Source organism: Runella sp., from assembly GCF_965279615.1.
Classification (GTDB): Bacteria; Bacteroidota; Bacteroidia; order Cytophagales; family Spirosomataceae; genus Runella.
This window is the reverse complement of sequence record NZ_OZ257252.1, coordinates 1,683,136-1,709,255: the sequence shown is the minus strand read 5'-3', so window position 1 is coordinate 1,709,255 and position 26,120 is coordinate 1,683,136. Positions and strand designations below refer to the sequence as shown.

The 26,120-nt window shown below is 43.9% G+C and carries 28 protein-coding genes; 17 read left to right on the top strand and 11 right to left on the bottom strand.

What is annotated here, in order from left to right; all coding sequences use genetic code 11:
• Positions 1 to 5: 5 nt before the first annotated feature.
• Entirely contained in the window at positions 6 to 449 is a 444-nt protein-coding gene (gene rplI, locus ACQY73_RS07645) for a 50S ribosomal protein L9 (protein ID WP_428663710.1), read from the top strand.
• Positions 450 to 512: 63 nt separating this feature from the next.
• On the opposite strand, the gene ACQY73_RS07640 is transcribed toward rplI, so the two are convergent.
• A complete protein-coding gene (locus ACQY73_RS07640; RefSeq protein WP_428663707.1) occupies positions 513 to 821 on the bottom strand; it encodes a YtxH domain-containing protein in 309 nt (102 codons plus the stop codon).
• Positions 822 to 1,026: 205 nt separating this feature from the next.
• Here ACQY73_RS07640 and ACQY73_RS07635 point away from each other — a divergent pair, with 205 nt between their 5' ends.
• From ACQY73_RS07635 to ACQY73_RS07610, 6 genes are all read left to right on the top strand, one after another.
• Positions 1,027 to 2,253 (top strand): SufS family cysteine desulfurase, encoded by a 1,227-nt coding sequence (locus ACQY73_RS07635; protein WP_428668437.1) that lies wholly within the window; start codon positions 1,027 to 1,029, stop codon positions 2,251 to 2,253.
• Between the two features lie 11 nt (positions 2,254 to 2,264).
• Positions 2,265 to 2,462, top strand: coding sequence for a hypothetical protein (locus tag ACQY73_RS07630; RefSeq protein WP_428663704.1), 198 nt, complete (start codon positions 2,265 to 2,267; stop codon positions 2,460 to 2,462).
• Positions 2,447 to 2,674: a type II toxin-antitoxin system RelE/ParE family toxin gene (locus tag ACQY73_RS07625; protein ID WP_428663701.1), complete on the top strand. Its 228-nt coding sequence runs from the start codon at positions 2,447 to 2,449 to the stop codon at positions 2,672 to 2,674. The genes ACQY73_RS07630 and ACQY73_RS07625 overlap by 16 nt, the downstream gene beginning before the upstream one ends.
• A gap of 62 nt (positions 2,675 to 2,736) precedes the next feature.
• A complete protein-coding gene (locus ACQY73_RS07620) occupies positions 2,737 to 3,165 on the top strand; it encodes a SufE family protein (RefSeq protein ID WP_428663699.1) in 429 nt (142 codons plus the stop codon).
• Positions 3,166 to 3,223: 58 nt separating this feature from the next.
• Complete coding sequence (locus tag ACQY73_RS07615; protein WP_428663696.1) at positions 3,224 to 3,535, top strand: SUF system Fe-S cluster assembly protein; 312 nt, start codon at positions 3,224 to 3,226, stop codon at positions 3,533 to 3,535.
• Positions 3,536 to 3,592: 57 nt separating this feature from the next.
• Entirely contained in the window at positions 3,593 to 4,027 is a 435-nt protein-coding gene (locus tag ACQY73_RS07610; protein WP_428663693.1) for a BrxA/BrxB family bacilliredoxin, read from the top strand.
• A gap of 62 nt (positions 4,028 to 4,089) precedes the next feature.
• Here ACQY73_RS07610 and ACQY73_RS07605 read toward each other — a convergent pair whose 3' ends face one another.
• On the bottom strand, positions 4,090 to 4,824 hold the full coding sequence (locus ACQY73_RS07605) for a class I SAM-dependent methyltransferase (RefSeq protein WP_428663690.1): 735 nt from the start codon (positions 4,822 to 4,824) through the stop codon (positions 4,090 to 4,092).
• Positions 4,825 to 4,977: 153 nt separating this feature from the next.
• Between ACQY73_RS07605 and ACQY73_RS07600 the strand changes: the two genes are divergently transcribed.
• The 3 genes from ACQY73_RS07600 (at position 4,978) to ACQY73_RS07590 (ending at position 8,408) form a co-directional block, all read left to right on the top strand.
• Positions 4,978 to 6,081 carry a vWA domain-containing protein gene (locus tag ACQY73_RS07600; RefSeq protein WP_428663688.1) on the top strand — a complete coding sequence of 368 codons (1,104 nt, stop codon included), beginning with the start codon at positions 4,978 to 4,980 and terminating at the stop codon, positions 6,079 to 6,081.
• 250 nt (positions 6,082 to 6,331) lie between these two features.
• The gene (locus ACQY73_RS07595; RefSeq protein WP_428663685.1) at positions 6,332 to 7,765 is read left to right on the top strand and encodes a serine hydrolase; all 1,434 of its coding nucleotides are present in this window, start codon (positions 6,332 to 6,334) and stop codon (positions 7,763 to 7,765) included.
• A 130-nt stretch (positions 7,766 to 7,895) separates the two neighbouring features.
• Complete coding sequence (locus ACQY73_RS07590) at positions 7,896 to 8,408, top strand: N-acetyltransferase family protein (protein ID WP_428663682.1); 513 nt, start codon at positions 7,896 to 7,898, stop codon at positions 8,406 to 8,408.
• A 57-nt stretch (positions 8,409 to 8,465) separates the two neighbouring features.
• Here ACQY73_RS07590 and ACQY73_RS07585 read toward each other — a convergent pair whose 3' ends face one another.
• The 4 genes from ACQY73_RS07585 to ACQY73_RS07570 all read right to left on the bottom strand — a co-directional run bounded on the left by ACQY73_RS07585 (position 8,466) and on the right by ACQY73_RS07570 (position 12,629).
• Positions 8,466 to 9,302 (bottom strand): alpha/beta fold hydrolase, encoded by an 837-nt coding sequence (locus ACQY73_RS07585; RefSeq protein WP_428663679.1) that lies wholly within the window; start codon positions 9,300 to 9,302, stop codon positions 8,466 to 8,468.
• Between the two features lie 166 nt (positions 9,303 to 9,468).
• A complete protein-coding gene (locus ACQY73_RS07580; protein ID WP_428663677.1) occupies positions 9,469 to 10,869 on the bottom strand; it encodes a dihydrolipoamide acetyltransferase family protein in 1,401 nt (466 codons plus the stop codon).
• Between the two features lie 61 nt (positions 10,870 to 10,930).
• Entirely contained in the window at positions 10,931 to 12,175 is a 1,245-nt protein-coding gene (locus tag ACQY73_RS07575; protein WP_428663674.1) for a competence/damage-inducible protein A, read from the bottom strand.
• A 103-nt stretch (positions 12,176 to 12,278) separates the two neighbouring features.
• Positions 12,279 to 12,629: a DoxX family protein gene (locus tag ACQY73_RS07570; protein WP_428663671.1), complete on the bottom strand. Its 351-nt coding sequence runs from the start codon at positions 12,627 to 12,629 to the stop codon at positions 12,279 to 12,281.
• A 280-nt stretch (positions 12,630 to 12,909) separates the two neighbouring features.
• Between ACQY73_RS07570 and ACQY73_RS07565 the strand changes: the two genes are divergently transcribed.
• Together ACQY73_RS07565 and ACQY73_RS07560 are read left to right on the top strand one after the other, a co-directional pair.
• Positions 12,910 to 13,827, top strand: coding sequence for an SPFH domain-containing protein (locus ACQY73_RS07565; RefSeq protein WP_428663668.1), 918 nt, complete (start codon positions 12,910 to 12,912; stop codon positions 13,825 to 13,827).
• Between the two features lie 31 nt (positions 13,828 to 13,858).
• The gene (locus tag ACQY73_RS07560; protein WP_428663665.1) at positions 13,859 to 14,308 is read left to right on the top strand and encodes an NfeD family protein; all 450 of its coding nucleotides are present in this window, start codon (positions 13,859 to 13,861) and stop codon (positions 14,306 to 14,308) included.
• Positions 14,309 to 14,394: 86 nt separating this feature from the next.
• Here the strand turns inward: ACQY73_RS07560 and ACQY73_RS07555 are convergent, their stop codons facing one another.
• From ACQY73_RS07555 to ACQY73_RS07545, 3 genes are all read right to left on the bottom strand, one after another.
• The gene (locus ACQY73_RS07555) at positions 14,395 to 15,729 is read right to left on the bottom strand and encodes a Gfo/Idh/MocA family protein (RefSeq protein ID WP_428668435.1); all 1,335 of its coding nucleotides are present in this window, start codon (positions 15,727 to 15,729) and stop codon (positions 14,395 to 14,397) included.
• 202 nt (positions 15,730 to 15,931) lie between these two features.
• Positions 15,932 to 16,846 (bottom strand): sugar phosphate isomerase/epimerase family protein, encoded by a 915-nt coding sequence (locus ACQY73_RS07550; protein ID WP_428663662.1) that lies wholly within the window; start codon positions 16,844 to 16,846, stop codon positions 15,932 to 15,934.
• Positions 16,847 to 16,968: 122 nt separating this feature from the next.
• Positions 16,969 to 18,459, bottom strand: a complete 1,491-nt coding sequence (locus ACQY73_RS07545) for an FG-GAP repeat domain-containing protein (RefSeq protein ID WP_428663660.1) — start codon at positions 18,457 to 18,459, stop codon at positions 16,969 to 16,971.
• Between the two features lie 50 nt (positions 18,460 to 18,509).
• On the opposite strand from ACQY73_RS07545, the gene ACQY73_RS07540 reads away from it, so the two are divergent.
• Entirely contained in the window at positions 18,510 to 19,604 is a 1,095-nt protein-coding gene (locus ACQY73_RS07540) for an endonuclease/exonuclease/phosphatase family protein (RefSeq protein ID WP_428663657.1), read from the top strand.
• Here ACQY73_RS07540 and ACQY73_RS07535 read toward each other — a convergent pair.
• Positions 19,589 to 20,341 carry a hypothetical protein gene (locus tag ACQY73_RS07535; RefSeq protein ID WP_428663654.1) on the bottom strand — a complete coding sequence of 251 codons (753 nt, stop codon included), beginning with the start codon at positions 20,339 to 20,341 and terminating at the stop codon, positions 19,589 to 19,591. The two genes, ACQY73_RS07540 and ACQY73_RS07535, sit on opposite strands and share 16 nt — an antisense overlap.
• A gap of 188 nt (positions 20,342 to 20,529) precedes the next feature.
• On the opposite strand from ACQY73_RS07535, the gene ACQY73_RS07530 reads away from it, so the two are divergent.
• From ACQY73_RS07530 to dprA, 4 genes are all read left to right on the top strand, one after another.
• Positions 20,530 to 20,976, top strand: coding sequence for a hypothetical protein (locus ACQY73_RS07530; protein WP_428663651.1), 447 nt, complete (start codon positions 20,530 to 20,532; stop codon positions 20,974 to 20,976).
• A gap of 85 nt (positions 20,977 to 21,061) precedes the next feature.
• Positions 21,062 to 21,883 (top strand): serine hydrolase, encoded by an 822-nt coding sequence (locus ACQY73_RS07525; protein ID WP_428663648.1) that lies wholly within the window; start codon positions 21,062 to 21,064, stop codon positions 21,881 to 21,883.
• Entirely contained in the window at positions 21,883 to 23,448 is a 1,566-nt protein-coding gene (locus tag ACQY73_RS07520) for an FMN-binding glutamate synthase family protein (protein ID WP_428663645.1), read from the top strand. Before ACQY73_RS07525 ends, ACQY73_RS07520 begins: the two co-directional genes overlap by 1 nt.
• A 9-nt stretch (positions 23,449 to 23,457) precedes the next feature.
• Positions 23,458 to 24,546 carry a DNA-processing protein DprA gene (gene dprA / locus ACQY73_RS07515; RefSeq protein WP_428663642.1) on the top strand — a complete coding sequence of 363 codons (1,089 nt, stop codon included), beginning with the start codon at positions 23,458 to 23,460 and terminating at the stop codon, positions 24,544 to 24,546.
• A gap of 62 nt (positions 24,547 to 24,608) precedes the next feature.
• Here the strand turns inward: dprA and ACQY73_RS07510 are convergent, their stop codons facing one another.
• A complete protein-coding gene (locus ACQY73_RS07510; protein WP_428663639.1) occupies positions 24,609 to 26,084 on the bottom strand; it encodes a M48 family metalloprotease in 1,476 nt (491 codons plus the stop codon).
• Positions 26,085 to 26,120: the final 36 nt, after the last annotated feature.

The following is a 26,120-nucleotide window of genomic DNA, read 5'->3' as shown; positions in this document are numbered from 1 at the left end:
TGACGATGCAAGTTATTTTAAGAACTGATATTGCCGGCCTTGGATATAAGAATGATATCCTTGAGGTGAAAGCCGGTTATGGTCGCAACTATCTTATTCCGCAGGGTTTCGCGGTGATGGCGACCGAATCCAACAAGAAGCAATTGGCCGAAAACTTGAAGCAAGCTGCTCACAAGGCCGAAAAAATCAAAAAAGACGCCGAAGATCTGGCAGCAGCCATCGGTGATTTGACCGTTCAAATCGCGGCGAAAGCAGGTGATAGCGGCAAAATCTTTGGCCGTGTTACGAGCATCCAAATCTCAGAAGCGCTGAAAGCCAAAGGATTTGACGTGGATCGTAAGAAAATCACGGTTGAAGACGTAAAAACCATCGGAACTTACAAAGCTACGCTTGACCTTCACAAAGAAGTGAAACATGTCGTAACGGTAAATGTAGTGGCTGAAGCGTAATCAACGCCGAACATAAAAAAAGTGGCGCGACTTTCGGTTGCGCCACTTTTTTTGTGCCCTCATTTAAGGGGTAGGAGGGGTAGCCGGTTCAGAAGTGCCGCTTTTTCCCCGAAAACTATCCAACAGATCCTGAAGAATTTTCTCGGCTTCCGGCGAATACTTTTTCAACGTTTCGGAGCCTTGATTTTTGAGTTGTTCAAAATACTCAGGCATTTTATCAAGCGCACCTTCGGCTTCCGTTTTCAGGTCACCCGCCTTGGATTTCAGGTCGTCGAGCATTTTCTCTCCTTCTTCCGTCTGTAAATATTTGTGTAATGCTACCCCGGCAGCTGCTCCCAGAACAAACGTAGCTAAGTGTTTGGCATTGACCATGATATTTGTGGTTTTAGTGATAAACTGAAACAAAGGAATGTGATTAATCGAACCAAAAAATGATTTTTACACCAACGGTTGGCTTTTTATTTAGACTTTGCAAAACTCTGCTTTAATTTTGTTTGTTCTATTTTTAATGCAATCGCGTTGGTGTGGAAGACCTTAAAAGGTCGTTCATTACTAACGGAATTACTCACTACTAATTATCGACAAAGTGCTTGATATTCAAAAAATTCGGCAGGACTTTCCCATTTTGGATGAAGTGATCAACGGGAAACCGTTGGTCTATTTTGACAATGCCGCCACTACTCAGAAGCCATTTCCTGTTTTGAATGCATTGGCGCGTTATTATGAGCATTACAACGCCAACATTCACCGTGGTATTCACCATTTAGCCGAAAAAGCTACTTCTGCCTTTGAAGCTTCCCGTCATAAAATTCAGACCTTTTTGAACGCCCGTTACGTAGAAGAGATTATCTTCACCTACGGTACCACCGACGGTATCAACCTCGTTTCGCAAACTTACGGACGTACTTTTTTGAAAGCGGGCGATGAGATCATTATCAGCACCATGGAGCACCACTCCAACATTGTGCCCTGGCAAATGCTGTGCGAAGAAAAAGGCTGCGTGTTGCGCGTGATTCCCATCAATGATGAAGGCGAATTGCTGATGGATGAGTACGAAAAGATGCTTTCTGAAAAAACCAAATTTGTTTCGGTCGTACACGTTTCCAATGCCCTCGGCACCATCAACCCCGTCGCCGAAATCATTCAAAAAGCGCATGCAGTCGGAGCTAAAGTGCTGATCGACGGCGCGCAGGCCAGTTCTCACATTGACATTGACGTTCAGGCGTTGGATTGTGATTTTTACGTATTTTCGTTGCATAAATTGTATGGCCCCACGGGTATGGGAGTACTGTACGGGAAAAAAGACATTCTCAATGCCATGCCGCCGTATCGAGGGGGAGGGGAGATGATCAAAGAAGTGACGTTTGCCAAAACAATTTACAACGATCTGCCCTATAAATTTGAAGCCGGAACGCCCAATATCGCCGATGTAGTGGCCGCTTATAATGCATTGGAATATGTAGAAATGCTTGGTAAACAGGAAATTGCGAAGTATGAGCATGAATTGTTGGAATACGGTACGGATGCGCTGCAAAGCATTGAAGGATTGCGCCTAATAGGAACCGCCAAAGAGAAGGTAAGCGTGATATCATTCGTGATGGAAGGGATTCACCCGCAGGATATTGGAGTGATCTTGGATCAACAGGGCATTGCCGTTCGAACGGGCCATCATTGTACGCAACCTTTGATGCATCGACTGGGAATTGTCGGAACTTCCAGAGCCTCTTTTGCGGTTTACAATACCAAGGAAGAAATTGATAAATTAGTGGTAGGTTTGGAGAGAGTTAAGAAAATGTTGAGCTAAATCAAAAAACAATGTTATCAACAACAATAAGAACGGAAAGCGTCATTGAGTCTCTTCGCGATTTGCCCGAAAGAGTAAGCGTTGATGAAATTATTGAACGAATTATTGTGATTGCAAAATTGGATGATGCCTTAGAACAGGCCGCATTGGGCAAGGTATCTTCACATGCAAATGTCATGAATCAGGCCAAAGAATGGATAAAACGATAGTCTGGTCTGACCCTGCTAAAGAAGATTTTCGAGATGTGGTTTTTTATTTAATGCGCGATTCAGACGTTCTGGCTGAAAATTGGATAGAAGAATTAGATCATGCTTTACTTCTTTTGAGCAAATTTCCTGAAATGGGAAAGATGAACCCTGAGAAAGAAGTACGTTTTATCAGGGAAATATTTGTTGGGAAATATAGGATTGTTTATAGTTAGTTAAATGATGTTATAACTGTGCTAATGATAAGGCATCAATCCAGACCTTTAGGAAAAATAGAATGACAATCAACGAAAAGCAAGACGAGTTAATTGAGGACTTTGATTTGTTCGACGATCAGTTGGACAAAACACAATACATTATTGATTTAGGCAAGAAACTCCCGCCCATTGCGGAAGAATATAAGACGGATGAAAATCTTATCAGAGGCTGCCAATCAAAGGTTTGGTTGCATTCTGAAATGCGCGGCGATGTAGTTCATTTTGAAGCAGACAGCGAACCAACGGCTCAGATCAGTAAGGGGTTGGTAAGTCTTTTGATAAAAATATTGTCGGACGAAAAGCCCGAAGATGTAGCAAATGCAGATCTGTATTTTATTGAAAAGATCGGAATGAGCAGCATTATTACTTCACGGCGTGCCGGTGGTTTGGCTTCTATGATCGCGCGAATGAAAGAATTTGCGCAGAACGAGGCGGAAAAGGTTAGCTGATGAAAGATTGAATCATTCAGGCTACTACTTGATCTATAACGATTAACCCTAACAAAAAATGACTGAGTCAGAATTAAGAGAAGAAGTTGTCAAAGCGATAAAGTCGGTCTATGACCCCGAAATCCCCGTGGATGTATGGGAGTTGGGCCTTATCTATGACCTGAAAATATTCCCCGTAAACAATGTCTACGTTGAAATGACCCTGACGTCGCCTTCTTGCCCTTCGGCCGGAACGATTCCAAGCGAAGTTGAACAAAAGATTCGCGAAGTGGAAGGCGTCAATGATGTAAGCGTAGAACTGACGTGGGATCCGCCTTACTCGCAGGATATGATGAGCGAAGAAGCCAAATTAGAGCTTGGATTTATGTAAACCCCGTAGGGAAGTATAAAATTAAAAAAACTGTAAACTTAAAACTGTAAACTGATTATGTATCCTCCTCACTTAGTAGCTCCGATGAAAGAAGATCTGACGAGCGTAGGATTTCAACAACTTGAAAGCGCCGAAGACGTAGATAACTTTATGGCCAATGCCAAAGGTACTTCGTTGGTAGTTGTTAACTCGGTATGTGGCTGTGCCGCCGGGGCAGCACGTCCGGGCATCAAAGCTGCTTTGGCGTTCAGCGATGTAAAACCTGAAAACCTGGTTACGGTTTTTGCGGGTGTTGATCAGGAAGCTACTGCCAAAATGCGCGACTATCTGTTGCCATATCCTCCGTCATCTCCTTCTATCGCCATTTTCAAAGATGATGAATTGGTGCATTTTATTGAGCGTCACCACATTGAAGGACGTAACGCTAAAATGATCGCTGAACATTTGGTGATGGCTTTCGAAGAATTCTGCGGCGAAGGCGAAAAAGCATAATTTTCTTAGCTTTTGAAAATAAGGAGTGAGAAACACAGTTGTTTCTCACTTTTTTTATGCCTCTAAAATATCTTAACTCCTTCGCCTTTGTGACGGCACAAGACCGCGTAAGCATTGGGCTTTACTTGGCGCAAAGGCGAGTTTTCGAGCAAAAAAGCTTTTGTTTTATAGACCAACCGTTGTTTCCAATCTTTCATTAAATACGAAACAACCTCGTCACTGAAAAACAAAAACAACTCATCGATCACTTCAAATCCCTCCGATTTCAACAAAAACTTAAACAACGCCGGAGTGAAAATATTGATGTGTCCGTAGGAAAGAAAATGCTCGATCTTCCGATCCACGAACATACTGAAATCAATAGGAACCTCAAAGAATTGATATTCAGCGACGCGGGCAATTTCGCGTAATAACAATCGCGGATGCTCTACGTGTTCAATAACGTGCGAGCAGGTAGCCAACGGAAACGCTTTGTCTTCGTACGGAATGGTGTAGCCATCAAACAGTTTTACTTCCCGCAATGATTTCAGTTGGCGCTGATTGATCTTTTCAATGCCGCTGCCTGAGATCTCTACCGCGTGTAGATTTTCTGTAAATTCACGGCTATCCAGCTCTTTCAATACCGCTCCGTCGCCGGCGCCTACGTCCAATACCTTTTTAAAGTTATATTTTTGGCATAACTTTATAATGTCATCCGCTTTTTGACGCGCGCCGATCTCACGCCATTGTGCATCCGAATTGACGTATTGTTGGTCGTAAACAGTTTGTATAGAGGAAGAAAGCGGCGCGTTTGACATAGTTCAGAAGGTAACAAATACATTTTATCTTCAACAAAATTAATCAAAACCCTCGAAATCCGCGTAGATTATGCAAAAGTGCCTAAACTTCCCGGGGGATTTGATTGTTAACCCAAAATACAACAGTTCACATCCTTAACTTGATATTCAACCATGCTTGGTCATCGTTTTTCGGAATTTAAACCCACGGAACAAACCGGTAAAAATAAATTTGATGAGTTGTTGAACATCTTTCAGCAACTCCTGCTGATGAATTCAGGTGACGTAACGCAGGCAATGGCGTGGATGAGTCAACTGGATCGTCAATACAATCTGACCAATGATCAATACGGCATCGGCGATTTCTTCGAAGACCTGAAACGCAAAGGCTACATTACCGAAGAAAACGAAGAAGGGAAGGTCATCATGACGCCCAAAACAGAGCGGAGCATTCGTCGGAGCGCGTTGGAAGAGATCTTTGGTAAACTTAAGCGCTCAAAAGCGGGCGGTAACCACCATACACCATATACCGGCACGGGTGATGAACTCAGCAGCGATGTGCGTGATTTTCAGTTTGGCGATACACTTGACCAGATTGCCATGACCGAATCCATCAAAAATGCCCAGATCAACCACGGCATCGGCGAATTTTTCTTGGTGGAAAATGATCTGGAAGTAGTTGAAAAAGAGCAAAAAACGTTTACCGCCACGGTCTTGATGATCGACGTAAGCCACTCCATGATCCTATACGGTGAAGACCGCATTACACCGGCAAAGAAAGTAGCTTTGGCAATGGCTGAATTGATCAAAACCAAGTACCCAAAAGATACACTTGACATTATTGTTTTTGGCAATGATGCCTGGCAGATTCAGTTGAAAGACCTGCCGTATCTGGAAGTAGGCCCGTACCATACCAATACGGTGGCAGGATTGGAATTGGCAATGGATCTATTACGTCGTCGCAAGACCAAAAATAAGCAGATTTTCATGATCACTGACGGCAAGCCGACGTGCTTGAAAGAAGGCATTAAATATTACAAAAACAGCTTCGGTCTTGACCGTAAGATCGTGAGCAAGACTCTCACGCTGGCCGCTCAATGCCGCCGATTGGACGTTCCGATCACCACTTTTATGATTGCCTCCGATCCCTATTTGAAGCAATTTGTGCAGGAATTTACGCGGGTCAACAACGGTCGTGCTTATTACAGTAATTTGCAGGGATTAGGTGGTTTTGTGTTGGAAGATTTTCAACGCAATCGTCGTAAAAATATGAAGTAAATAAAACAGGACTTGGGAAGTTTTTAAACTTCCCAAGTCTTATAATAGTACTCTCTTCGCCATTACGGTTTTCAACGGAAAATATGCCCTCCAAATAAGGCGAAAACCCGTGTACGCTTACGCAATATTCAAAGAAACTTCTTGGGAGTTAGCTCAACAAAAAGACGGTTAAGGGTTTGATAATTAGGTTTTTTTGCTAATTTAGTTTTAGCATTATGATCTCATTGTTCATGTAATAAATTCCCGACATATGAAACTCCGGTTAGCGGTTATTGGTCTGATTGCGTTGCTTACCCAATTCGGTTGGGCACAAAGTAAAAAAGAGAAGTTGGATGAACTGATGAAAACCTATCATCGTTTCAACATGTTTGACGGTAGTGTTTTAGTGGCCGAGAATGGAAAAGTTATTTACAAAAATGCTTTTGGAATGGCAAATCGGGAGTGGGATATTCCAAACACGACCGATACAAAATTCATGATCGGGTCGGTATCAAAGCCAATTACATCCATTTTAATGCTCATACAGGTGCAGAAAGGCTTAATCAGCCTTGACAAAACCATTTCTGACTACATTCCTGAATTTTCAAAGAAAAACGGAAATCGCATCACCATTCGGCAATTGCTGGGGCACGCCTCCGGTCTGCCCAATTATGATATTATCAAGGATTTTTTTCCCCGAATCAGTCGGCAGAATTTTTCAAGGGAAGAATACATAAAATTGTACATGGATTCGACCTTGGTATTTGAACCGGGTAAGAGCTATTATTACAGCAGTTGGGGGTATTTTACGCTCGGTTACATTATGGAAAGAGTAACGGGAAAAACGTACGCTCAGTTGATGAAAGAAGATATTTTTGATAAACTGGACATGAATGCTTCCGGTTCTTATTACCATACCCAAGTCGTTAAAAAGAGAGCCACGGGCTATGATTACAGCCTTGGAGGCTTCACAAGTGCTGATTTTCGTGACCAATCGAATACCATGGGTACAGGAGATATTTATTCAACTGTCGAAGATCTTTTCAAACTGCACATCGCTATCTCCAACAATACGCTGCTCAATAAGAAACTCACGGAAGAAATGTTTACTCCGGGGATAAGACCCTGGCGGTATGGGTACGGATGGTTTAATCAAAATTTCAAATACACACCTACCGATAGTGTTTTTACCAATTATCATTTGGGAATGACCGAAGGGTTTCTTTCTTTTCTGGTTCGTATTCCTTCTTCCAACAGCTTTATTGTGTTTTTGTGCAATAGCTCGCCTACTCATTTTTTTGGAATAGCTACCAACCTCATGAAAGTACTTTATAACAAACCGGTCGACCTAAAACAACCGGTTCACAAAGCTTTGGAACCGATAATTGTGTCAAACGGAGCCGTAAAAGCCGTAGAAGAATACAAACGAATGAAGGCAGATACCGCACATTATTATATAGATTGGCTGGCTATGGATTTTTTGGGTAATCAATTGTATACCCTGAAAAAGTACGAAGATGCCCGGGTAATTTTTGAAAACAACGCGTTGGAATTTCCACAACGGGATCTGGTAATGCTGAGTTTGGCAAAAACGTATGAAGAGTTGGGGCGAAAAGAAGACGCAGTTGTCTATTACAAGAAAGTAATTGCCCTCAATCCGGGATATGAGGAAGCAAAAAACAGGTTGAAAGAATTAGTTAGGTAAGTAGTGGCTCATTCTAACTTCAGAACATGAAAATACAACGAAAAGGAATAGAAGCAGACCTCTGCATTTTTAAATTAATGCGTTAGTTTTGTTGCCGCCCCGTATTACTATTTACATTATTTACCTTCTCATGATTATCCGTAAATCCGCCTTGGAAGATTTAGCATCCATTCAACAATTGTATAAAGATGTAGCTCGTATTTCCGGAGGAATTGCGCGCAAAGAACACGAAATTTCGGAAGCATATATTCAGAATTTCTTATCCAAAAGTCTCGACAATGGTTGTTCGATGGTAGCGGAAGAAAACGGAAAAATCGTGGCGGAAGTGCATACCTATTCGTTTGGGATAGAATGTTTTACCCATTTGCTGGGAGATACTACCATTTGCGTACATCCTGAGTACCAGGGCAGAGGCTTAGGGAGGGAAATATTTGCAGCCTTGTTGGACTACATCAGCAATGAACGAAAGGATATTTTACGCGTAGAATTACACGCCCGAGAAAGCAATTCCGGCGCAATAGAGCTATATAAAAAATTGGGTTTCAAGGTCGAAGGACGCGCGGAAGGGCGCGTCCTTGACCCTGATGGCCGCATCGTTGCCGATGTGCCTATGGGGTGGTTGAATCCCAATTTTGTTCAATAACGGTAATGAATTATGAAAGTAGGGTAAAATTTGTTAATCAAAGGTCTGCCTCGAATTCTATTCTAAAACCGGTACAGGCTCCTGAATGAACGCCACCAGATCGTGATTCAATTGAGGCCAGTTAGTATAGAAAAAGCCGTGAGGCGCGTCTTCGTAGGAGATCAGCTGTGATCCGGCAATGCCGGCGTGCAATACTTTAGCGCTGATATCAAAAGGAACGATCTTGTCACCGGTACCGTGAATAATGAGCGTTGGCACGTCAATACCCGCTAACTCGTCGCTTAAATCTGCCTGACTGAACGTAAGGACACAATTAATAAAAGCACGGGGCGATGATTTCATGGCAAGTGCGTGGAACCAGTCCATGAGTTTACTGCTCAAAGGTGAACTGATGAGGGTAGCGCCAAAGAAATCTTTCGAAAAAGATTCCATAAATGCGGCACGGTCCTCAATGGCGGTTTCGATCATGGTATCAAACACCGATTTTTCAACGCCTTCTTCAAAGGCAGGTGTTTTCAACAAACGCGGCGCAGCAGCTCCCAGCAACACCAATTTTGAAATACGGCTGCTGCCGTGTCTGGTGATATAACGGATGGCTTCGGCGCCTCCCATTGAAAAGCCTACGAGCGTAATGTTATGCAGGTCAAGCTGTTCAAAAACAACCTGCAAATCGTCGGCAAGTGTGTCGTAATCATAACCTGTCCATGGTTTGTCTGATTGTCCAAAACCACGGCGATCAATCATGATGCAGCGAAAATCATTACCCAGTTGATTTATTTGGTATTCAAACATTTCGTGGCTAAGCGGCCAGCCGTGCAAAAAAACAATGGGTTGTCCCTGACCCCAATCTTCAACGTGCAATTGGACATCGGGTGCGGTGGTTATCTTTGGCATAAGAAAAGATGTTAAAAGCTGTCTGTGGATAAAAACAGCAGTTGAACTAATGTTTCTTTGTCTATAAAAGAAGTATGCCGTGCGTTGTTCAGGCAAAAAAATCCCCAACTTGATTAAAAAGTTGGGGAACTGAAAAACAGGTGAGTCAATAAAACTACGTGAGATTTTAAAAAGGGGAACGATTCAGATCAAATTTTTCCAAATAATCGGAAACCCGTTTAACAAACATTCCACCCAACGCACCATCCACCACGCGATGATCGTAAGAATGAGAAATATACATCATGCTACGCACGCCGATCACATCTCCCTGCGGTGTTTCGATCACCACAGGGCGTTTTTGGATCGCTCCAAACGCCATAATAGCCACTTGTGGTTGGACGATGATGGGAGTCCCCATCAGATTGCCAAAACTGCCGATGTTTGAAACAGTGTATGTTCCACCCGAAAGGTCGTCGGCGGTGAGTTTATTTTGACGGGCGCGATTGGCTAATTCATTTACTTTCTTAGCCAGCCCGATCAGACTGTATTGGTCTGCATTATGGATGACCGGTACAATGAGATTACCGTTTGGCAGGGCTACCGCCATGCCAACGTTAATATCCCGTTTCTTGAGAATGTTATCGCCTTCTACGGATATATTGATCAGTGGAAAATCCTTAATAGCTTTCACCACGGCCTCAATCAACAGGGGCGTGAAAGTAATTCCTTCACCCGTTTGTTTTTTGAATTCATCTTTGATCTGATTCCGCCAAAGCACGATATTGGTCATGTCGGTTTCTACAAACGATGATACATGCGCTGAAATACGCTGTGATTCCAACATCCGTTCCGCAATTACTTTTCGCATTCGGTCCATCGGAATGATTTCTACGCCTGATTTCCGAATTGAAGCCGCTGACTGTTTGACTGTTGGCTTGTCTTGAATAGATTCCGGATCCTGGGCAGACGCAAGGCTTTGGATAGATGCGAGGCTTTGGGCAGATGCGAGGCCTTGGGCAGACGCAAGGCCTTGGGCAGACGCGAGGCCTGCCCCTACTTTCTTTTGTTCAATGTATCCTAAAATATCATGCTTTGTGACGCGTTTTTCGGTACCGGTGCCGGCAATCTGATCAAGCTCCTGACGCGAAATTCCTTCGGTTTGGGCGATATTGAGCACTAAAGGAGAATAAAAACGCGCGTTGTCCAAAGAGACTAAGACTTCAGAAGGGGTACTTTGTACAGACGGTGAAACCAACGCCTGAAACTGAGATTCCAACTCAACTGCTTCCTGAGGCACATCTCCTTTTGGCGCAGACGAGCCTGAGCCATTGACGTGCGCTATTGCCTCAGTTTCAATCCGCATAACTGCGTTTCCGATGGCAACTACATCACCTTCCTGAACCAATATTTCTTTGATAGTGCCGCTGTAAGGACTGGGAACTTCGGTATCTACTTTATCGGTAGCAACTTCCATGACAGAATCATCAGATTCGACACGGTCGCCTACTCGTTTTAAGATGCTGATGATGGTACATTCCATGACGCTTTCTCCCATTCGGGGCATCACCATTTCAACTGTTGCCATTTGTTTTCGTGTTAAATTCTATTCCAAACTCGCAAACTTTTAACGTATTATAGAGCTGTGCTTACAAGCCAAGAATCTGTTTTCTCAGTAAATTCAACAGATAAACGCTTGTGAATTGGATGTTTTGTTCGCGAAATTTTCCAAGTTGTAATTTTTGAGTAACAGTACCGTCCGGTCCGGCACTTGCGATCCAGATGGTACCGACGGGTTTTTCGTCCGTTCCGCCATCGGGCCCTGCAACACCGCTTGCCGCAATGCCATATGTCGTATTGAGGCGTTTGCGAACTCCCTCAGCCATTTCAACGACCGTCTGCTCACTTACCGCGCCAAACGCCGCCAATGTTTCAGGCTTGACCCCTAATTCAGCTATTTTGACCTCGTTGCTATAACTGACCACTCCACCGACAAAATACTGCGATGAGCCCGGCACTTTTGTGACCAAATGCGATGCATACCCGCCTGTGCAGCTTTCAGCCGTAGAAAGCGTTTGGCCACGTTCTTTTAAAAGAGCGCCGATCACATTCTCAATTTCAACATTATCGTAGCCAAATATGTTGATGCTGATCAGCGGTATCAGTTTCTCAACTTCCGTTTGAGCGTCTTTTTTGAGTTGTTCTAAGTCCGTTCCGGTGGCAGTAAGCCGAAGACGTACCTGCCCAAAATTGGGCAAATAAGCCAATTTGATATGCGAAGGCAGATTATCCTCCCAATCGGCGATGCGCTCGGCAAGGAATGATTCGCCGATCCCGATAGTATGAATCATTTTGTGGTAAATGACCGGCGTTTCAAAAAAGGCCTGCAATTTGGGCAACATGGCATGAGTCATGAGGTTTTTCATCTCAAACGGCACACCGGGCATGGAGATAAATACCTTGCCGTTGTGTTCGATCCACATGCCGGGAGCGGTGCCCCAGAGGTTAGGAATGTAAGTGCTGTTTTTGGGAAGCGCCGCCTGCATGCGGTTAAGGTCGGTCATGGGGCGCCCTCTTTTTTCAAAAAAAGCAGTGATGAACGTCAATGCTTCTTCGTTAATATACAGCTCGGTATTAAAATAAGTGCAAAGCGTTTTTTTTGTAATATCGTCTTTTGTAGGCCCCAGACCACCCGTTATGAGAATGACATCCGCTCGTTTTTCGGCTTCGGCGAGGATTTCTAAAATGGCTCCTTCGGTATCTCCGACCGACGATTTTCGGATGGTTCTTATGCCGATATTCGTTAATTCGGTGCTAATCCACTGGGTATTAGTGTCGGTAATCTGTCCAAACAATATTTCGTCACCAATCGTAATTACTTCTGCTTTGACCATGAATGCTGAAATTTTTTCAAAGTTAGACAAAATTCTGTTTTGGCATGAATCTTGGCTTCGGGGTAAAGCAGATTGTTGACATTGAAGAGGTATTATTTGTTATTTAATCTTTCTCGGTACTTGCCAAAATCAATGCTCCTCCGGCTATTGCCAAGTCTTTGAGAACCGTACTGAGCGCCGATTGATCTCCTCCCAAAAATTTGGGCAGATGTACCAATACCACAAATACAATAAGCATGACTGCGAGGAGAATACAGGCAATTTTTGCCCCTTTTTGAAGAATAATAGCCAGCGAGGCGGCAATGAAGGCGACTCCCGTAATGTATACCCAAACGATACTTCCGGGTAAATAAGCAGGAACGATGTTTGCCATAACGGAAGCATTCATAAGATGAAATGCGCCAAAAACAGCCATTGGAATTGCCAATAGCAGACGACCGAGCGTTGGAAGCATAGATTGGAACGAGGTTTAGGGAAAGTATAAAATAGAAGCCTAAAATTAAATGTAATTACAGTTAAATACGTAACTATCCCGATAAATAATGTAAAAATAATAAGATATTATAGTTGCTATCAGTCATAAAGCCTTTCCCGTAGAAGCAGCTCCGGTGCTTCTACCGCTTAATAAACATTTATACCGTTCTTGGAAAGTTTTACTACCTTCATCCTTAAAGCGTTGTAATACGCAGCTTTATCCCGTATTTTCGTTTCATATTTAAACCTTAACTATCCTCATGATTGCATTTATCGTTATTCTCGTTTTGGCCTTGCTCATCGTATTGATGACGGTCAAAGTGGTACCTCAACAAACGGCTTATGTCGTAGAACGTCTTGGTAAATTTTATGCAGTATTACAACCGGGTATTAACTTTATAATTCCCTTCTTTGATCGCACTGCTTATAAGCATAGTTTGAAAGAAAAAGCAATTGATATTCCGGAGCAAATATGTATCACCCGCGACAACGTACAGGTACGGGTAGACGGTGTACTTTTTTTGCAGGTAGTTGATCCACAGCGCGCTTCTTACGGAATTGGCGATTATATCTTTGGGGTAACTCAGTTGGCTCAAACTACCATGCGTTCGGAAATGGGCAAGATTGATCTGGATAAAACGTTTGAAGAACGGACTACGGTCAATCAGGCAGTCGTACATGCTATTGATGAAGCCGCCATTGGTTGGGGCGTGAAAATGCTTCGTTATGAAATCAAGAACATCACGCCACCGCAAAGCGTATTGCACGCGATGGAGAAGCAGATGCAGGCAGAACGTGAACGCCGCGCGTTGATCTTGCAATCGGATGGTGAAAAAATGGCGGCCGTCAACGTAGCTGAAGGACAAAAACAGAAGGTAGTATTGGAATCGGAAGCCTTAAAAACTCGTCAGATCAATGAGGCAGAAGGACAGGCAGCGGCCATTATGTCAGTGGCAGATGCAACGGCCGAAAGTATCAGGGTAGTGGCAGCGGCCATTCAGGAAAAAGGAGGGATGGACGCCGTACAACTCAAAGTGGCAGAGCAAATGGTGCAACAGTTCGGTAACTTGGCCAAATCGACCAACACGATGATTCTGCCGGCCAATTTTGGAGACATGGCATCGATGATCGCGGCAGCCATGAGCGTAGTAAAACACGAAAATAAATCAGGCAAATAAAGCCTGCGGTAAATAAATGTTTATTAATCAAATGGATTCTACACAGATTTGGGTAATTGTTGGAGTGGCTATGCTCATAGCAGAGTTACTTTCAGTATCGTTTGTTTTCTTATTTCTGAGTGTTGGGGCATTTGCGACGGCGCTGTTGTCATGGATGGGAATTATACCGGCCGTAAATTCGCAACTTTTCAGTTTTTCGGTCATTTCAGTGCTTTCTATGCTGGCATTACGGAAGCCGTTGCAACAGTTTTCGCGTCGTAAAAACAAGACGCTGGAATATTCGGAATACGTCGGTGATAAAGCAACCGTGGTGCAGACAATTCCATCCGATGGAGAAGGTAAAGTTTTTTATCGGGGAACAGAATGGATCGCATTAACCCGAAAAGGACACCCTATTGCAATGGGTTCTTCGGTGGTGATCAAACAACTCGACGGCATAAAATTGATCGTTTCAGATACAGAAATAGAAGCTTTTGAATAAGGTAAATCCAATACCTATTTTAAGGACAATAAAAAAGAGGCGGACCGTTTGGTGCCGCCTCTTTCAGTATCGTTTTAAACCTAATTCTAGTACATAAACGGTTTGCCGCCGGCCAATACCTCCTGCGTTTTTTCGTCGAACGTAACGCGCTGACCGGTGCGGTAAGCGGCGTTGGCCATGATGGTTGCAATAGAGTGTTGATAACCTGCCTCAATCGGAGCGTTTGGCTGCTTGCGGCTGCGCACGCACTCCATCCAGTTTTTGATGTGATTGAAAGTCAATGGATCGCCGCCCGTGTTTGCATCGGTAGCAACTTTTATACCTTCGAGTTTGAAAGGAGCTACTAAATTGGCTTTCAATCCCATCGCGGCGGCTTCGCGTTCGCGCAAGCCACCTGTTGAACTGATCTCATTGGTATCCAAATTGATCATACCACCGTTTGAGTAATACAATTCTTTGGTTTCACCCGCTGAGTTAGAAAAACGGCTTGTAAACTGTACCTGGAAGCCTGTGGTAGGATCATTGAGCGGACCGTAATCAAATACGACCGTAAGGGTATCAGCATTGGTACGCCCGTCTTTCCACTGATAAATACCGCCATTGGCTACCGCAGAGCGTGGGTGTGGCAAACCGCTGAACCAGTGTACCGTGTCAATTTGGTGGCTCATCCACTGACCGGCAATTCCTGAAGAATAAGGCCAGAATAAACGGTATTCCAAGTATTTGCGAGGATCAAAAGCTGCTTTGGGACGATTGAGTTGATAGCGTACCCAGTCTACATCTGATTCTTTCAGGTCTTTGGTCAATTCAGGACGGCGCCAGCGGCCGGGTTGGTTAACGTTCCACATCAATTCCACCATAACGATGGGGCCGAATTTGCCTGATTTGATAAACTCGTCAGCCGCCCAGTAGTTTTCACCGCTACGACGTTGTGAACCGATCTGAACGATTTTCCCTGAAGCTTTGACGGCTTTCAATACGGCGCGGTTGTCTGCCATTGTTTCGGCCAACGGTTTTTCGGCGTATACATCACAACCTGCTTTTACGGCCTCTACGGTATGAAGGGCATGTTGAAAATCGGCAGTGCTCAAAAATACGGCGTCTACGACCTTGGCATCATACATTTCTTCGTTATTACGAAATGTTTTTACGTTACCTCCCAACTGTTTGTCTAAGAACGCTTTTCCTTCATCACGACGGCGATTCCAAATGTCGGAAACGGCGGTCATTTCAAAGTTCATTTTTTTAGATAATTCCTTGAACGGACCTACGTGTGAGGCGCGGTGACGGTCTGAGAATCCAACGACACCTACGCGTACGCGGTCATTGGCGCCGATGATTTTGGCATAGCTGGTAGCCGACATCGCGGTGGCAGTACCGGCTAAAATGGATTTTTTAATAAAGTCGCGTCTTTCCATGATAATATGTTCTAAACGGGGGTTACTATAGTTGTATGAATTAATTACGTTAAAATGCGAATGATGGACTACTGCAATTTCCGAATTCTAATGCTGCAATATACTGCCTTTTATGTGATAATTGGTTGGTTATTATGGCTTTAAAGGCAATTAATTAGGTTTTTCCAATGTTAAAACGTTCGACACCGAATTCTGATATGTGATCTTATAAAGGATGGTTCAGCGTCTTAACAATATAATCACGATTAGTGGTAGCACACGATAAAGGCGTTTTGTCTTTTTCAGGCACACCGTCCAATTCAATCACTCCCCAACCTTTAAATTTAATTTTGTCAATGGCTTTGAACACCGCAGGTACATCCACATTTCCGCGCCCCAATTCCACAAAGCGATAAGCTTTTGGGTCATCGGGCTTGTCGGGAACGGGCGAAAGGGTATCTTTTAAATGCAAAGAATGTAAAATATCCTTGTATTTGATGACGGCTTCTTCGGGCTTTCCTCCTCCCTGACGGTAATGGGCAATGTCCAACAACAATTGCACATATTTTGGATTCATTCCCTGAACCAACATATCTACTTCTTCGGGCGTTTCGCCCCACTGATTCATGTGGTTATGATAAACCGCCGTAACGCCCAGATCGGCTGTTTGCTGCCCGATCTTATTCATTACCTCCGAGAGTTTTTTCAGCTCGTCGGCAGTAGGAACAACACCTTTTTTGCGGAGGCTATTGGTCATTTGAATCGCATTTCCACCCAACGCCTTTACAAAACTGGCGTGTGCAACGTGCATATCAATGGTGCTTGATTCTTTGGCGGGGTCAATTTCCACACTTCCGCTTGAAAACATGGCAAGCTTTAAATTATTGGCTTGAAGCAAATCATGAAGTTCACTGACCTTGTTTCGATAAGGCCCAAACGTGTTGGCTCTCAGTTGAATACCTTTGAATCCCAATGAAGCGATCTCGCGAATGGCAACATCGTCTTTTCCACCCCATGTAATGGAGGAATATCCAATTTTAAAATCGGATTTTTTAAGAATATCAGCCCATAGATCGCTGCTTATCAATGAAGCAGCGCCGGCGATTGATAGTTGTTGGAGAAAATGACGGCGGGTAAGCATGGATTTGGTAAAAGCCTTTGCAGGCTATCGTTTACTGTTCAACTTTGGACCTTTGGTAATTTAAGACATGCTCTTTCAATTTCTACCCTGCAAAGGCTCGTTCATTATAAGTCTTACACAATTTACTTGGTTTTATTTTCAAGAATATGCAATCCGGTCATGCCCTTAGGCATTGGATTTGTATAAGGCGGTCGCTCAAGATAGCCCAACAACAGGTCATTATCCCCGTCTTGGTCATAATCAGCTTTTTCGAGCAGCATCCATTTGTCCTGTCGCGGATTGGGGAAAGTTTGGGCGGTAAACTTCATATTGCCCTGATTCTCAAAATACACAAATCCATCCTGCGGTTTGGAAGGAAAATAAGAAATGGCTGCAATATCAATATCTCCGTCCTTGTCAAAATCATCAGCGAGGGCTTTTGAAGCGCCGTGTAAGGGGAAAAACCATTTTTCCTCAAATTGATTTTTACCATTGTTCAAAAAGATACGCACGCCGTGGTACGGTTTTAAGATCAGGGAATAATCGGCATTGTCACCATTGGAGTATACTATATCGACCCAACCGTCACCGTTTACGTCAGCCAAGTCGGCGTAACTGGAACCATATACGGGTGGAAATCTGAGCAATAGCTGTTTTTCGTATTTTCCGCCACCACGGTTGTAAATAATGAATAATTTCTCGTCGCCCTGCGCCATCAAAACGAAAAAGTCTAATTTCCCGTCACGATTAAAATCATAGGGTTGAACCAATCGTGCCCCCGCCGCAGGGTCCAATTCGAAAACTTGGTAGGTATGGTCTTTCTCCTGTTTGAACCACGATAATTGTCCTACATAATTTCCGTATTCGCATATCACAATGTCTTCGAGGCCATCGCCATCTACATCAGTAAAAGATTGATTGACAGGACGACGCAGTTTTTTGAGAACCGGATTCAGCGTCCACGTTTTACCGTCGGCCGATTTTTTGGCTCTTTCCAACGTTCCTTTCGTGTGATCGTTGGGGTCCATGATGCCCATCAACAAAATATCCAAACTGCCGTCGGCATACGCACGCAAGTCCGAAGGGGGACTGCTTACCAGAATGGAATCAATGCGATTGAATTTTTGGTCAAAAACAGATACCATTCCGCGACGACTGCCCACAAATAATTTCTTAGTAGCAGAATCAAATTTAATAAGCGAAACAAATGGATCTATCTGAGGAGCATCGGATTTAGGAACAAAGCGAGTTAACGTAGGTGCGATAGGAAATTTACCTGATGAATCGGGCAATTTATCGGGAGCATTTTTGACGTAATAATTAACAATACTTTCCCATTGTTCCTGCGTAACGATGGGCGTTTCGGGAAAAATGTTGGCTTGGGTCAAAGCTACAATTTCTTCGGGCGAGAAATCCTGATAGAAGCCAATGTTCTGTTTGACAACGCCCAAACGCAGCGCCATCTGAGGCAGTACGCTTTCTTTCCACGTTTTTTTATCGAGCAAATCGGGCGTTGGCATTAAATGGCAGCCACCGCAATAACTTTGGGCTAATTTTTGCTCTTGGGATTCTTTGGTGGTATTGCAGGCAATAAGAATTGATAATACTAAACCAACGGCAATAATTTTCGTCATGGAATTGTTTACTTTGCAACTAAAACGCAGTGTCGGTGAAAAACTACGCAATGAAATCCAAAACTCCCCTTTTTTGGCGTATTCAGCAATTATTTTTTTGCTTTACCTTAATCAGTTACACGCTTACCTACTTTGCCTTTACCGGACATTGGATTGCGGGGTTCATTATGATGAGTCTTCCTTTGTTACTGATTCTTCATATTTTGTTGTTTGGCTTTTGGTTAGTGATTAGACCAAAGAAAGCTTGGTTATCGGGTTTGGCATTGTTACTGAGTTTCCCTTTTTGGGCAAGGACCTACGGATGGGGAGCCCCGGAGGAGGCCGAAAAGCATTCAGGGAAAGAAATTAAAGTCATGAGTTACAATGTGATGTCGTTTGACATGCAGAGTTACCTGGGCGAAAATGAACGTGAAAATACCTACAAATTAATTAAATGGGCTGAGAATGAAGATGCGGATGTGAAGTGTTTTCAGGAGTTTTTTAACCACGAAACTCAAGTGGAATTGCAAACATTTTCTCAATTCCAAAAGAAAGGCTACCCTTATCGTGTGTCTTTGCATTCTGAAGAAGAATCCGGAAAGGACTATTCAAACGGCTTGGCAATTCTCTCCAAATATCCGATTGTGCAGCACAAAGAAAAAGAGTTCAGTGCTCAAAATGGGATCATTTATGCTGATATTAACATTAAAGGAGATACCATCCGATTCATAAGTGTTCATTTACGTTCAATGATCGTACGAGTGGGCGGCATAAAATTAGCGGTTCGTGAAAAAAACTTCGGTTTGGGGCGTTATGAATTGTTCAACATTTTCAGAAAGCTGAAATGGGGGTTTGTCCATCACGCCGAAGAAGCCGCCATTCTTACGGAATGGATCGAAGAAAGCCCGCATCCGGTGTTGGTGTGTGGTGATTTTAACGAGATTCCTTATAGTTATGCGTATGGACAAGTCCGGAAACGATTGTTGAATGGATTTGAAGAAGCAGGCAGCGGATTTGGATTTACGTACCGAAAAGCGCCCGGCTTTATTCGAATAGACAATCAGTTTTATGATCAAAAAAGCCTAAAAGTGATTGATTTTCAAACCCGTAAAGATGTAAAATATTCGGATCATTACCCGACGATTGCGCGTTATAAAGTATTATAAAACGTAAATACTTTGGTGATGTCGCTACGGGATTTGAGGCTGAGTTTATTGGTCTTTATAAATTCTTCCACATCATCGGCGCGGTCGGCCATAGCATCCAATAACTTTTTCTTAGAAGAGCCGATCGCTACCAACGTATTTCCTTTTACAACGTAATATTGGCTGTTCTTTACGATCTTAGTGTCTTTGCTTCCCAACGCCATCGCTTCATTGTAGTTGGGTTTGATGATAGCTGTTTTCGTTAATTCCACCAACGATAAGCGTCCGCCTTTGATCAATTCTACGAATCCCTGAAGGTTGTCTTCAGACCTGAATTGGTTTGTATTCAGAAAAATCCGCCGCTCGGGGGCTTCAAGGGTGAAGAATCGGACTAGGTTTCCCGTCACTACCCTGACTTCTTTCGCTTCCCCGATCCGTACTTCCAATTCATTGACAAACAGGTCCAAACGGAGAGGTACGTTAGCTATGCTATCCCCTTCGCGTCCCGGAGGGCCTATTTTTTTGTATAATTTAATACTCCCGATTTGCCAGGTTGAGTCAAGATAAGGATCACCAACGAGATTGCCTTTAGGTCCTTTTATTCCAAAAAGCCCCACGTTGGAGTTATTGGCGTTGAGTTTAAACCCGTCTAAATTGATCAGATCACGAGCCGTATTTGTCAACTGCCCATTGGTTTGTTGAGCGATTGCGATGAACGTAAATCCAAGGAATAATAAGGTAAAATTGAATTTCTTCATTTTCAAAAAAGGGTTGATAAATGGTTTTTTGCTCAACGTAAAGCTACAAACAATTCTCAAATCAGGGGGTAGGCAATGCAGTTTTTATTTGCCATAACTGATATCAGTCAGTTAATCGGTTGATAAACCTCATACCTGAAAAAAAAAATAATAAGGAGTTTAGGTCTATTCATCTAACCACGCATATCATGGCACGAAATACTAAATTTGATCTGGCGCGATTTCATTTTGAGCATTCGCTTTGGCTCAATGAAACCATCTTTGTTGAGCAGGAAATTGATTTTTTTTCGCATTTGGTTCATGAAATGCGCGCGTTTTTGCCTGTTGAAGAAATAGAGAGCCACTTTGAAGAAACACTGACACGCTTTGAACGAGAGTTTGACCATTTTAAGCGGACCATTAAAAACATTCAGGCAGATCTCCGTGATCAGGAGGGGATCATCGCCAGTGTTATTAAAGAACAAACAGAAGATTTTAACGAAGAGATCCGTGAGACACAAACCTATTTACGGGAGAAAATGGTCTTTTTTCATGATAATTATCGTAAGTTAAAAACTGAATTTAAGCTGTTTGTAAGTAAAGATCTGGAAAAACACATTGACATCCCGGCAGATGCCCCGGGAGCGGAAAAATAAGACCGCTTGATTTTTATCATTGCTCTGCGTAAGTTGTTGCCGGAAACCCATTTTTCTGATGCGACAACTTATTTTTTTATGCCTCATGCTGCTCACGCTAGCGAGTAATGCGCAAAAAGGCCTTTCTTTTAACGCCCTTGAAACTTATCTTTCGCAACTTCCTGCCAAGACCGTTGTAAACCTGCAAATTGAATCGCTGAAAGGAGAAGTGTATTTCAGCAAAGGACCCGCTGAGGCCGTTCCGTCGGCGAGTATCATTAAAATTCCGATCTTGGTGGAATTGATGGAACAGGTCAAGGCAGGGAAAATCAGCCTAAATGAAACCTATACGTTGCTGGCTACCGACAAAACGGGCGGTTCAGGGGTGATGGCATCCTATCCCGACGGGAAGCAAATGACCCTGAAAGAAGTAGCTCGTTTGATGATGATCGCGAGCGATAATACGGCCACCAATATCTTTATTCGAAAACTCGGAAGAGCAACGGTCAATGATCGTATGAAACAACTCGGGTTGTCGACGCTCCAATTGAATCGAGTGATGATGGATACCGCAGCGGTAGCGCGCGGGATCGATAATTATGTGACTCCCCGTGACATCAACGCATTATTACGTCTTATTTATAGCCATAAAGTGGCTACGCCCGATCTGTGTGAGCAAATGATGGAATTCCTATACCAAAATCAAGATACGGTGACATTGCCTCGGCTCATTCCTAAAACAGTTAAAATAGCGCATAAAACAGGCGGATTGACGTACGTACGAGGTGATGCAGGCATTGTATTTGCTTCTATGCCTTTTGTGATCTCGGTTTTTATTCGTGGAACGCCCGAAAAAGAGGCCGAAAAAATGATTGGAGAAATAGGAGAGATTTGTTTTACCATTTTTAATAAAACTACTAAACCCTGATGAATACATTCATAGATTGGATTGCAATGGTCCCTTGGTGGGCATGGATATTGTTGGTTTTGGTTGTGGTTGCGATTTGGGATATAACCCAAAAAAAGCACACCGTTCTGCATAACTTTCCGGTTATTGGGCATCTTCGGTATTGGTTGGAGACCGTCGGACCGGAATTTCGCCAATACATTGTGGCCAACAACCGCGAAGAACTTCCCTTCAATCGCCGGCAACGTTCGTGGATATATGCGTCGTCCAAACGGGAAAATAACTTTCAGGGTTTTGGAACTGACCAGGATGTTAACAGTGCGGGGTTCATTTTTATCAAACCGGCATTGGTAACCAAACGGCTCGCCCCGGATCATCCCTATCGCGAAAATCCGTACGTCTTGCCTGCTCCCAAAGTCATTGGGTTAAGCCATAATCGTCGCAAGCCGTATCGTCCCAAACAGGTCGTTAATATCTCCGGAATGAGTTTTGGCTCTTTGTCGGCCTCTGCCATCACTTCGCTCAACGAAGGTGCGGCCAAATTTGGCTGTTATCACAACACCGGGGAAGGAGGTTTTTCGCCGTATCATGCCAAAGGCGGCGACGTGGTACTTAATATCGGTACTGCCTATTTCGGTATTCGAGATGAAAACGGAAATTTTGTGATGGAAAAATTGGTCAAACTCACGCAGAAAAACCCGGCCATTCGGATGCTTGAACTGAAACTTTCGCAAGGCGCTAAGCCCGGAAAAGGAGGCGTATTGCCCGCCGCCAAGATCACGCAGGAAATTGCTGATATTCGGCACGTTGCGATGGGGAAAGACGTTATTTCGCCCGCAGCCCACAGTGCTTTTTCTACCTTGCCGGAGATGGTAAATCTTATTGAAGCCATGGCTGAGGCCACGGGGCTGCCGGTCGGAATTAAAGCAGCGGTTGGGAAATTGGATATGTGGGAGGAGCTGGCTGAGTTAATGGTAAAAACAGGTCATGGGCCTGATTTTATAACCATTGATGGGGGAGAAGGTGGAACGGGTGCGGCTCCGCCTTCGTTTGCCGACCATGTATCTTTGCCTTGGGTCTACGGCTTTTCGAGCGTGTACCGGATCTTTAAAAAGCATGGACTTACCGACCGCATCACGTTCATCGGTTCAGGGAAGTTAGGGCTTCCTGCTCAGGCAATTATGGCTTTTTCGATGGGTGCAGACATTATCAATGTAGCCCGCGAAGCCATGATGTCTATTGGGTGTATTCAGGCGCAGTTATGCCATACCAACCGTTGCCCGTCGGGTGTGGCAACGCAGAATAAGTGGCTTCAGTCGGGGCTGGACCCGACATTGAAAAGCGAGCGTTTTTACAATTATGGCAAAACATTGACCAAAGAAATTCTTGAGATCGCGATTGCCTGTGGGTATGAACACCCTTGCCAATTTACGATGGATGACGTAGATGTGGCCATGGGCGATAATAATCATACGCGTTCGCTCAAAGTAGCCTACCAATACGAAAAAGTGCCTGTTCCATATCCCGGCATTGATGCTTTGATCAATTGTCAATACTTGGGAGGTGGTATTAAAAATGAACACTAAACTTAATTCATGGACCAACGTCTTTATCAGTTAGGATTGCATTTAACTCCCGGGTTGGGAGGTGTACTGATTCGGTATTTAATGGCTCATTTTGGAGATGCCCAAAAGGTTTTTGAGGCCAATTTTAAAACATTGATCCGTGTTACGGGCGTAGGGGAAGCACTGGCACGGACCATTTTACAAAAAGAAGGATTAAAGACAGCTGAAGCTGAATTAGTGAAGCTGGAAAAAGTAAATGGCAACATTGTTTTTTACACCGATGTTGCTTTCCCGCAACGGCTCAAATCACTGTACGATGCTCCCGTTTTGCTGTATACAAAAGGTAACATTGATTTTAACAACGGACGCTATGTGTCGTTGGTCGGAACGCGCAAAGCCACCGATTATGGTCGAAACATCACGGAACAGATCGTGGAAGGCCTTGTCAATCATGACGTAACGATTGTCAGCGGCCTTGCATACGGCATTGATATTTCGGCGCATCGGGCTAGTGTCAGGAGTCATATGCCTACCATTGGCGTTATGGCTACGGGAGTGGATGTGGTATATCCTGACAGTCATGCCAAAACCGCGGTTGAGATGGAAAGCAACGGCGGGATCGTAACGGAATATTGTTTGGGAACTAAGCCTGATCCTATGCGCTTTCCGGCCCGAAACCGCATCATTGCAGGTCTTTCAGATGCTGTTATTGTGGTAGAATCTGCCAAAAAAGGAGGAGGATTGCTTACCGCCGAGTTTGCCAATAATTACAACCGAGATGTGTTTGCTGTGCCCGGAAATCTCTCAAATCCGTATTCCATTGGCCCTAATAATCTGATAAGTGCCAACAAAGCCCAGATTTTTACGGGAGTGGATAATTTGCTGGAATCCCTGAGTTGGCTATCCAACAAATCATCTGTCAAGATCGAAGTTCCCGAACATTTTACGTTGGAAGAAAGCCAAATTGTTTCGTTACTTCGTCAAAAAGGAGAAATGCACATTGATAATCTTACGTGGGAAAGCCAGGTATCCACGGGCAAACTGGCAACGTTACTGCTTAATCTGGAGTTGCAAGGCTATGTGCGTTCACTGCCCGGCAAGCGTTATGCGTTGGGATAGAAGTCAGAAAACCTTATAGGCCTGATATACAATGATAACCAGACCTATAAGGTGGATTCTCATTACTTCCCGATCACTTTCACCAACATTCCTTTCTGGATGGGCGTATCGGCTTTCATGCTGTTGACCACTCCCAACTCTTCTAAGCGACTTGCGGGCATTCCCAAAGCACTCATAATTTCCTTAAATGTACCGTTACGGGGCGCACTTTTTACAAATATGCGTTCGGGTTTGCGGTTAAGCTTGTCAGGATCGCTCAGCGAACGAAAATTTTCGGCGGTATTTTTGAAGGTTGGAAACAACGAAGGAAAAATGTCGGCGGTAGATAAACCGTGCATGGCATAGATCAATCCGTTGTATTGAATCAACCATGTCCCGATCTGCACTGTAGTGGCGGGTGTTTGTGGTTGTTGGGCTTGTCCCTGTTGCGGTTGAGGAATTTGTTGTGATACTATTACAATGGCCGGGTTGCCGTTGATGGTTTTGCGCGTAGACTCAAGCACTTTCAAATTGTATTGTTTCACCACATTTTGTGCCGCTGAATCAAGCATTTTGCCTTGGGCAACGTTGAACAATATTCCTGATTTACCATCTTTAGGTGCCATGACCAGTTGCTCGGGCGAGTTTTGCGTTTGCCAGTCGGCAGGTACAGGAAATTGAAAACGCAGTTCAGGATGGTAAAAAACATTGTTTTCCACAAACCCCTGTTTAGGGTCTTCACCGTACACAATACCGTTGATCATTTGCAAATAGCTGTCCCGATTAATGGCGTAATTGCCCGCATTTTTGGCTTGCCAATCGGTCGCCATTGCATGAACATTGTTAAAACGGTCGCCCGGATCGGGGTGCGTTGACATAATATTTGGAATAGACTGCCCTGAGTTATCCGAAATACGCTTAATGGTACCGAAAAAGTTGGCCATTTGATGCGCATCATACCCTACTTTGCTCGAATATTCCACCCCAATTTTGTCTGACTCAGATTCATGGGCGCGGCTATAACTAAGCATCAACATTTGCAAACCCTGCATGGCTTGCTCACCAAACTGAGCAAATTTGGGCGAAATAGCCATGCCGGCGATTAGCCCAACCGTTCCCAAAATTTGGCTCGTCTGTTGGCGTGCAGAGTGGCGCGCCGTTACGTGGCCGATTTCATGTCCCAATACGCCCGCAAATTCGGCTTCATTGTTGAAATGGGCCATAATACCACGCGTAAAATAAACGTACCCACCGGGCACCGCAAAGGCATTAACGACGGGAGAATCAATGATATTGAACTGATAAGGCAGGTCGGGGCGATGGGAAATTTTAGCCATTGCCATGCCTTTTTCGGTAATAAAACTTTGCAGTTTCTTGTCTTCATACAGACCCATAGAGGCTATGATGGAAGGGTGAGACTGTTGACCCAAAGCAATCTCCTGATCGGTCGACATCAGGATAATTTCCCGTTTGCCCGTTACAGGATTACGCGAGCAGGATTGCAGGAAGACTATGCCGATTAGGATAAGGATCCCATGAAAACGAATACGGTTTCTCATAATAAGTAGTGATAAAATCAATAAAGGTATATTTTG

Coding starts and splice junctions, on each gene's coding strand:
- ACQY73_RS07520 (WP_428663645.1), top strand. CDS start 21,883: ATGAATACATTCATAGATTGGATTGCAATGGTCCCTTGGTGGGCATGG.
- ACQY73_RS07560 (WP_428663665.1), top strand. CDS start 13,859: ATGGATTCTACACAGATTTGGGTAATTGTTGGAGTGGCTATGCTCATA.
- ACQY73_RS07570 (WP_428663671.1), bottom strand. CDS start 12,629: ATGCTTCCAACGCTCGGTCGTCTGCTATTGGCAATTCCAATGGCTGTT.
- ACQY73_RS07610 (WP_428663693.1), top strand. CDS start 3,593: ATGTATCCTCCTCACTTAGTAGCTCCGATGAAAGAAGATCTGACGAGC.
- ACQY73_RS07630 (WP_428663704.1), top strand. CDS start 2,265: ATGTTATCAACAACAATAAGAACGGAAAGCGTCATTGAGTCTCTTCGC.
- ACQY73_RS07525 (WP_428663648.1), top strand. CDS start 21,062: ATGCTGCTCACGCTAGCGAGTAATGCGCAAAAAGGCCTTTCTTTTAAC.
- ACQY73_RS07580 (WP_428663677.1), bottom strand. CDS start 10,869: ATGGCAACAGTTGAAATGGTGATGCCCCGAATGGGAGAAAGCGTCATG.
- ACQY73_RS07510 (WP_428663639.1), bottom strand. CDS start 26,084: ATGAGAAACCGTATTCGTTTTCATGGGATCCTTATCCTAATCGGCATA.
- dprA (WP_428663642.1), top strand. CDS start 23,458: ATGGACCAACGTCTTTATCAGTTAGGATTGCATTTAACTCCCGGGTTG.
- ACQY73_RS07550 (WP_428663662.1), bottom strand. CDS start 16,846: ATGCTTACCCGCCGTCATTTTCTCCAACAACTATCAATCGCCGGCGCT.
- ACQY73_RS07595 (WP_428663685.1), top strand. CDS start 6,332: ATGAAACTCCGGTTAGCGGTTATTGGTCTGATTGCGTTGCTTACCCAA.
- ACQY73_RS07565 (WP_428663668.1), top strand. CDS start 12,910: ATGATTGCATTTATCGTTATTCTCGTTTTGGCCTTGCTCATCGTATTG.
- ACQY73_RS07615 (WP_428663696.1), top strand. CDS start 3,224: ATGACTGAGTCAGAATTAAGAGAAGAAGTTGTCAAAGCGATAAAGTCG.
- ACQY73_RS07640 (WP_428663707.1), bottom strand. CDS start 821: ATGGTCAATGCCAAACACTTAGCTACGTTTGTTCTGGGAGCAGCTGCC.
- ACQY73_RS07600 (WP_428663688.1), top strand. CDS start 4,978: ATGCTTGGTCATCGTTTTTCGGAATTTAAACCCACGGAACAAACCGGT.
- ACQY73_RS07625 (WP_428663701.1), top strand. CDS start 2,447: ATGGATAAAACGATAGTCTGGTCTGACCCTGCTAAAGAAGATTTTCGA.
- ACQY73_RS07575 (WP_428663674.1), bottom strand. CDS start 12,175: ATGGTCAAAGCAGAAGTAATTACGATTGGTGACGAAATATTGTTTGGA.
- rplI (WP_428663710.1), top strand. CDS start 6: ATGCAAGTTATTTTAAGAACTGATATTGCCGGCCTTGGATATAAGAAT.
- ACQY73_RS07530 (WP_428663651.1), top strand. CDS start 20,530: ATGGCACGAAATACTAAATTTGATCTGGCGCGATTTCATTTTGAGCAT.
- ACQY73_RS07605 (WP_428663690.1), bottom strand. CDS start 4,824: ATGTCAAACGCGCCGCTTTCTTCCTCTATACAAACTGTTTACGACCAA.
- ACQY73_RS07545 (WP_428663660.1), bottom strand. CDS start 18,459: ATGACGAAAATTATTGCCGTTGGTTTAGTATTATCAATTCTTATTGCC.
- ACQY73_RS07585 (WP_428663679.1), bottom strand. CDS start 9,302: ATGCCAAAGATAACCACCGCACCCGATGTCCAATTGCACGTTGAAGAT.
- ACQY73_RS07535 (WP_428663654.1), bottom strand. CDS start 20,341: ATGAAGAAATTCAATTTTACCTTATTATTCCTTGGATTTACGTTCATC.
- ACQY73_RS07590 (WP_428663682.1), top strand. CDS start 7,896: ATGATTATCCGTAAATCCGCCTTGGAAGATTTAGCATCCATTCAACAA.
- ACQY73_RS07620 (WP_428663699.1), top strand. CDS start 2,737: ATGACAATCAACGAAAAGCAAGACGAGTTAATTGAGGACTTTGATTTG.
- ACQY73_RS07540 (WP_428663657.1), top strand. CDS start 18,510: ATGAAATCCAAAACTCCCCTTTTTTGGCGTATTCAGCAATTATTTTTT.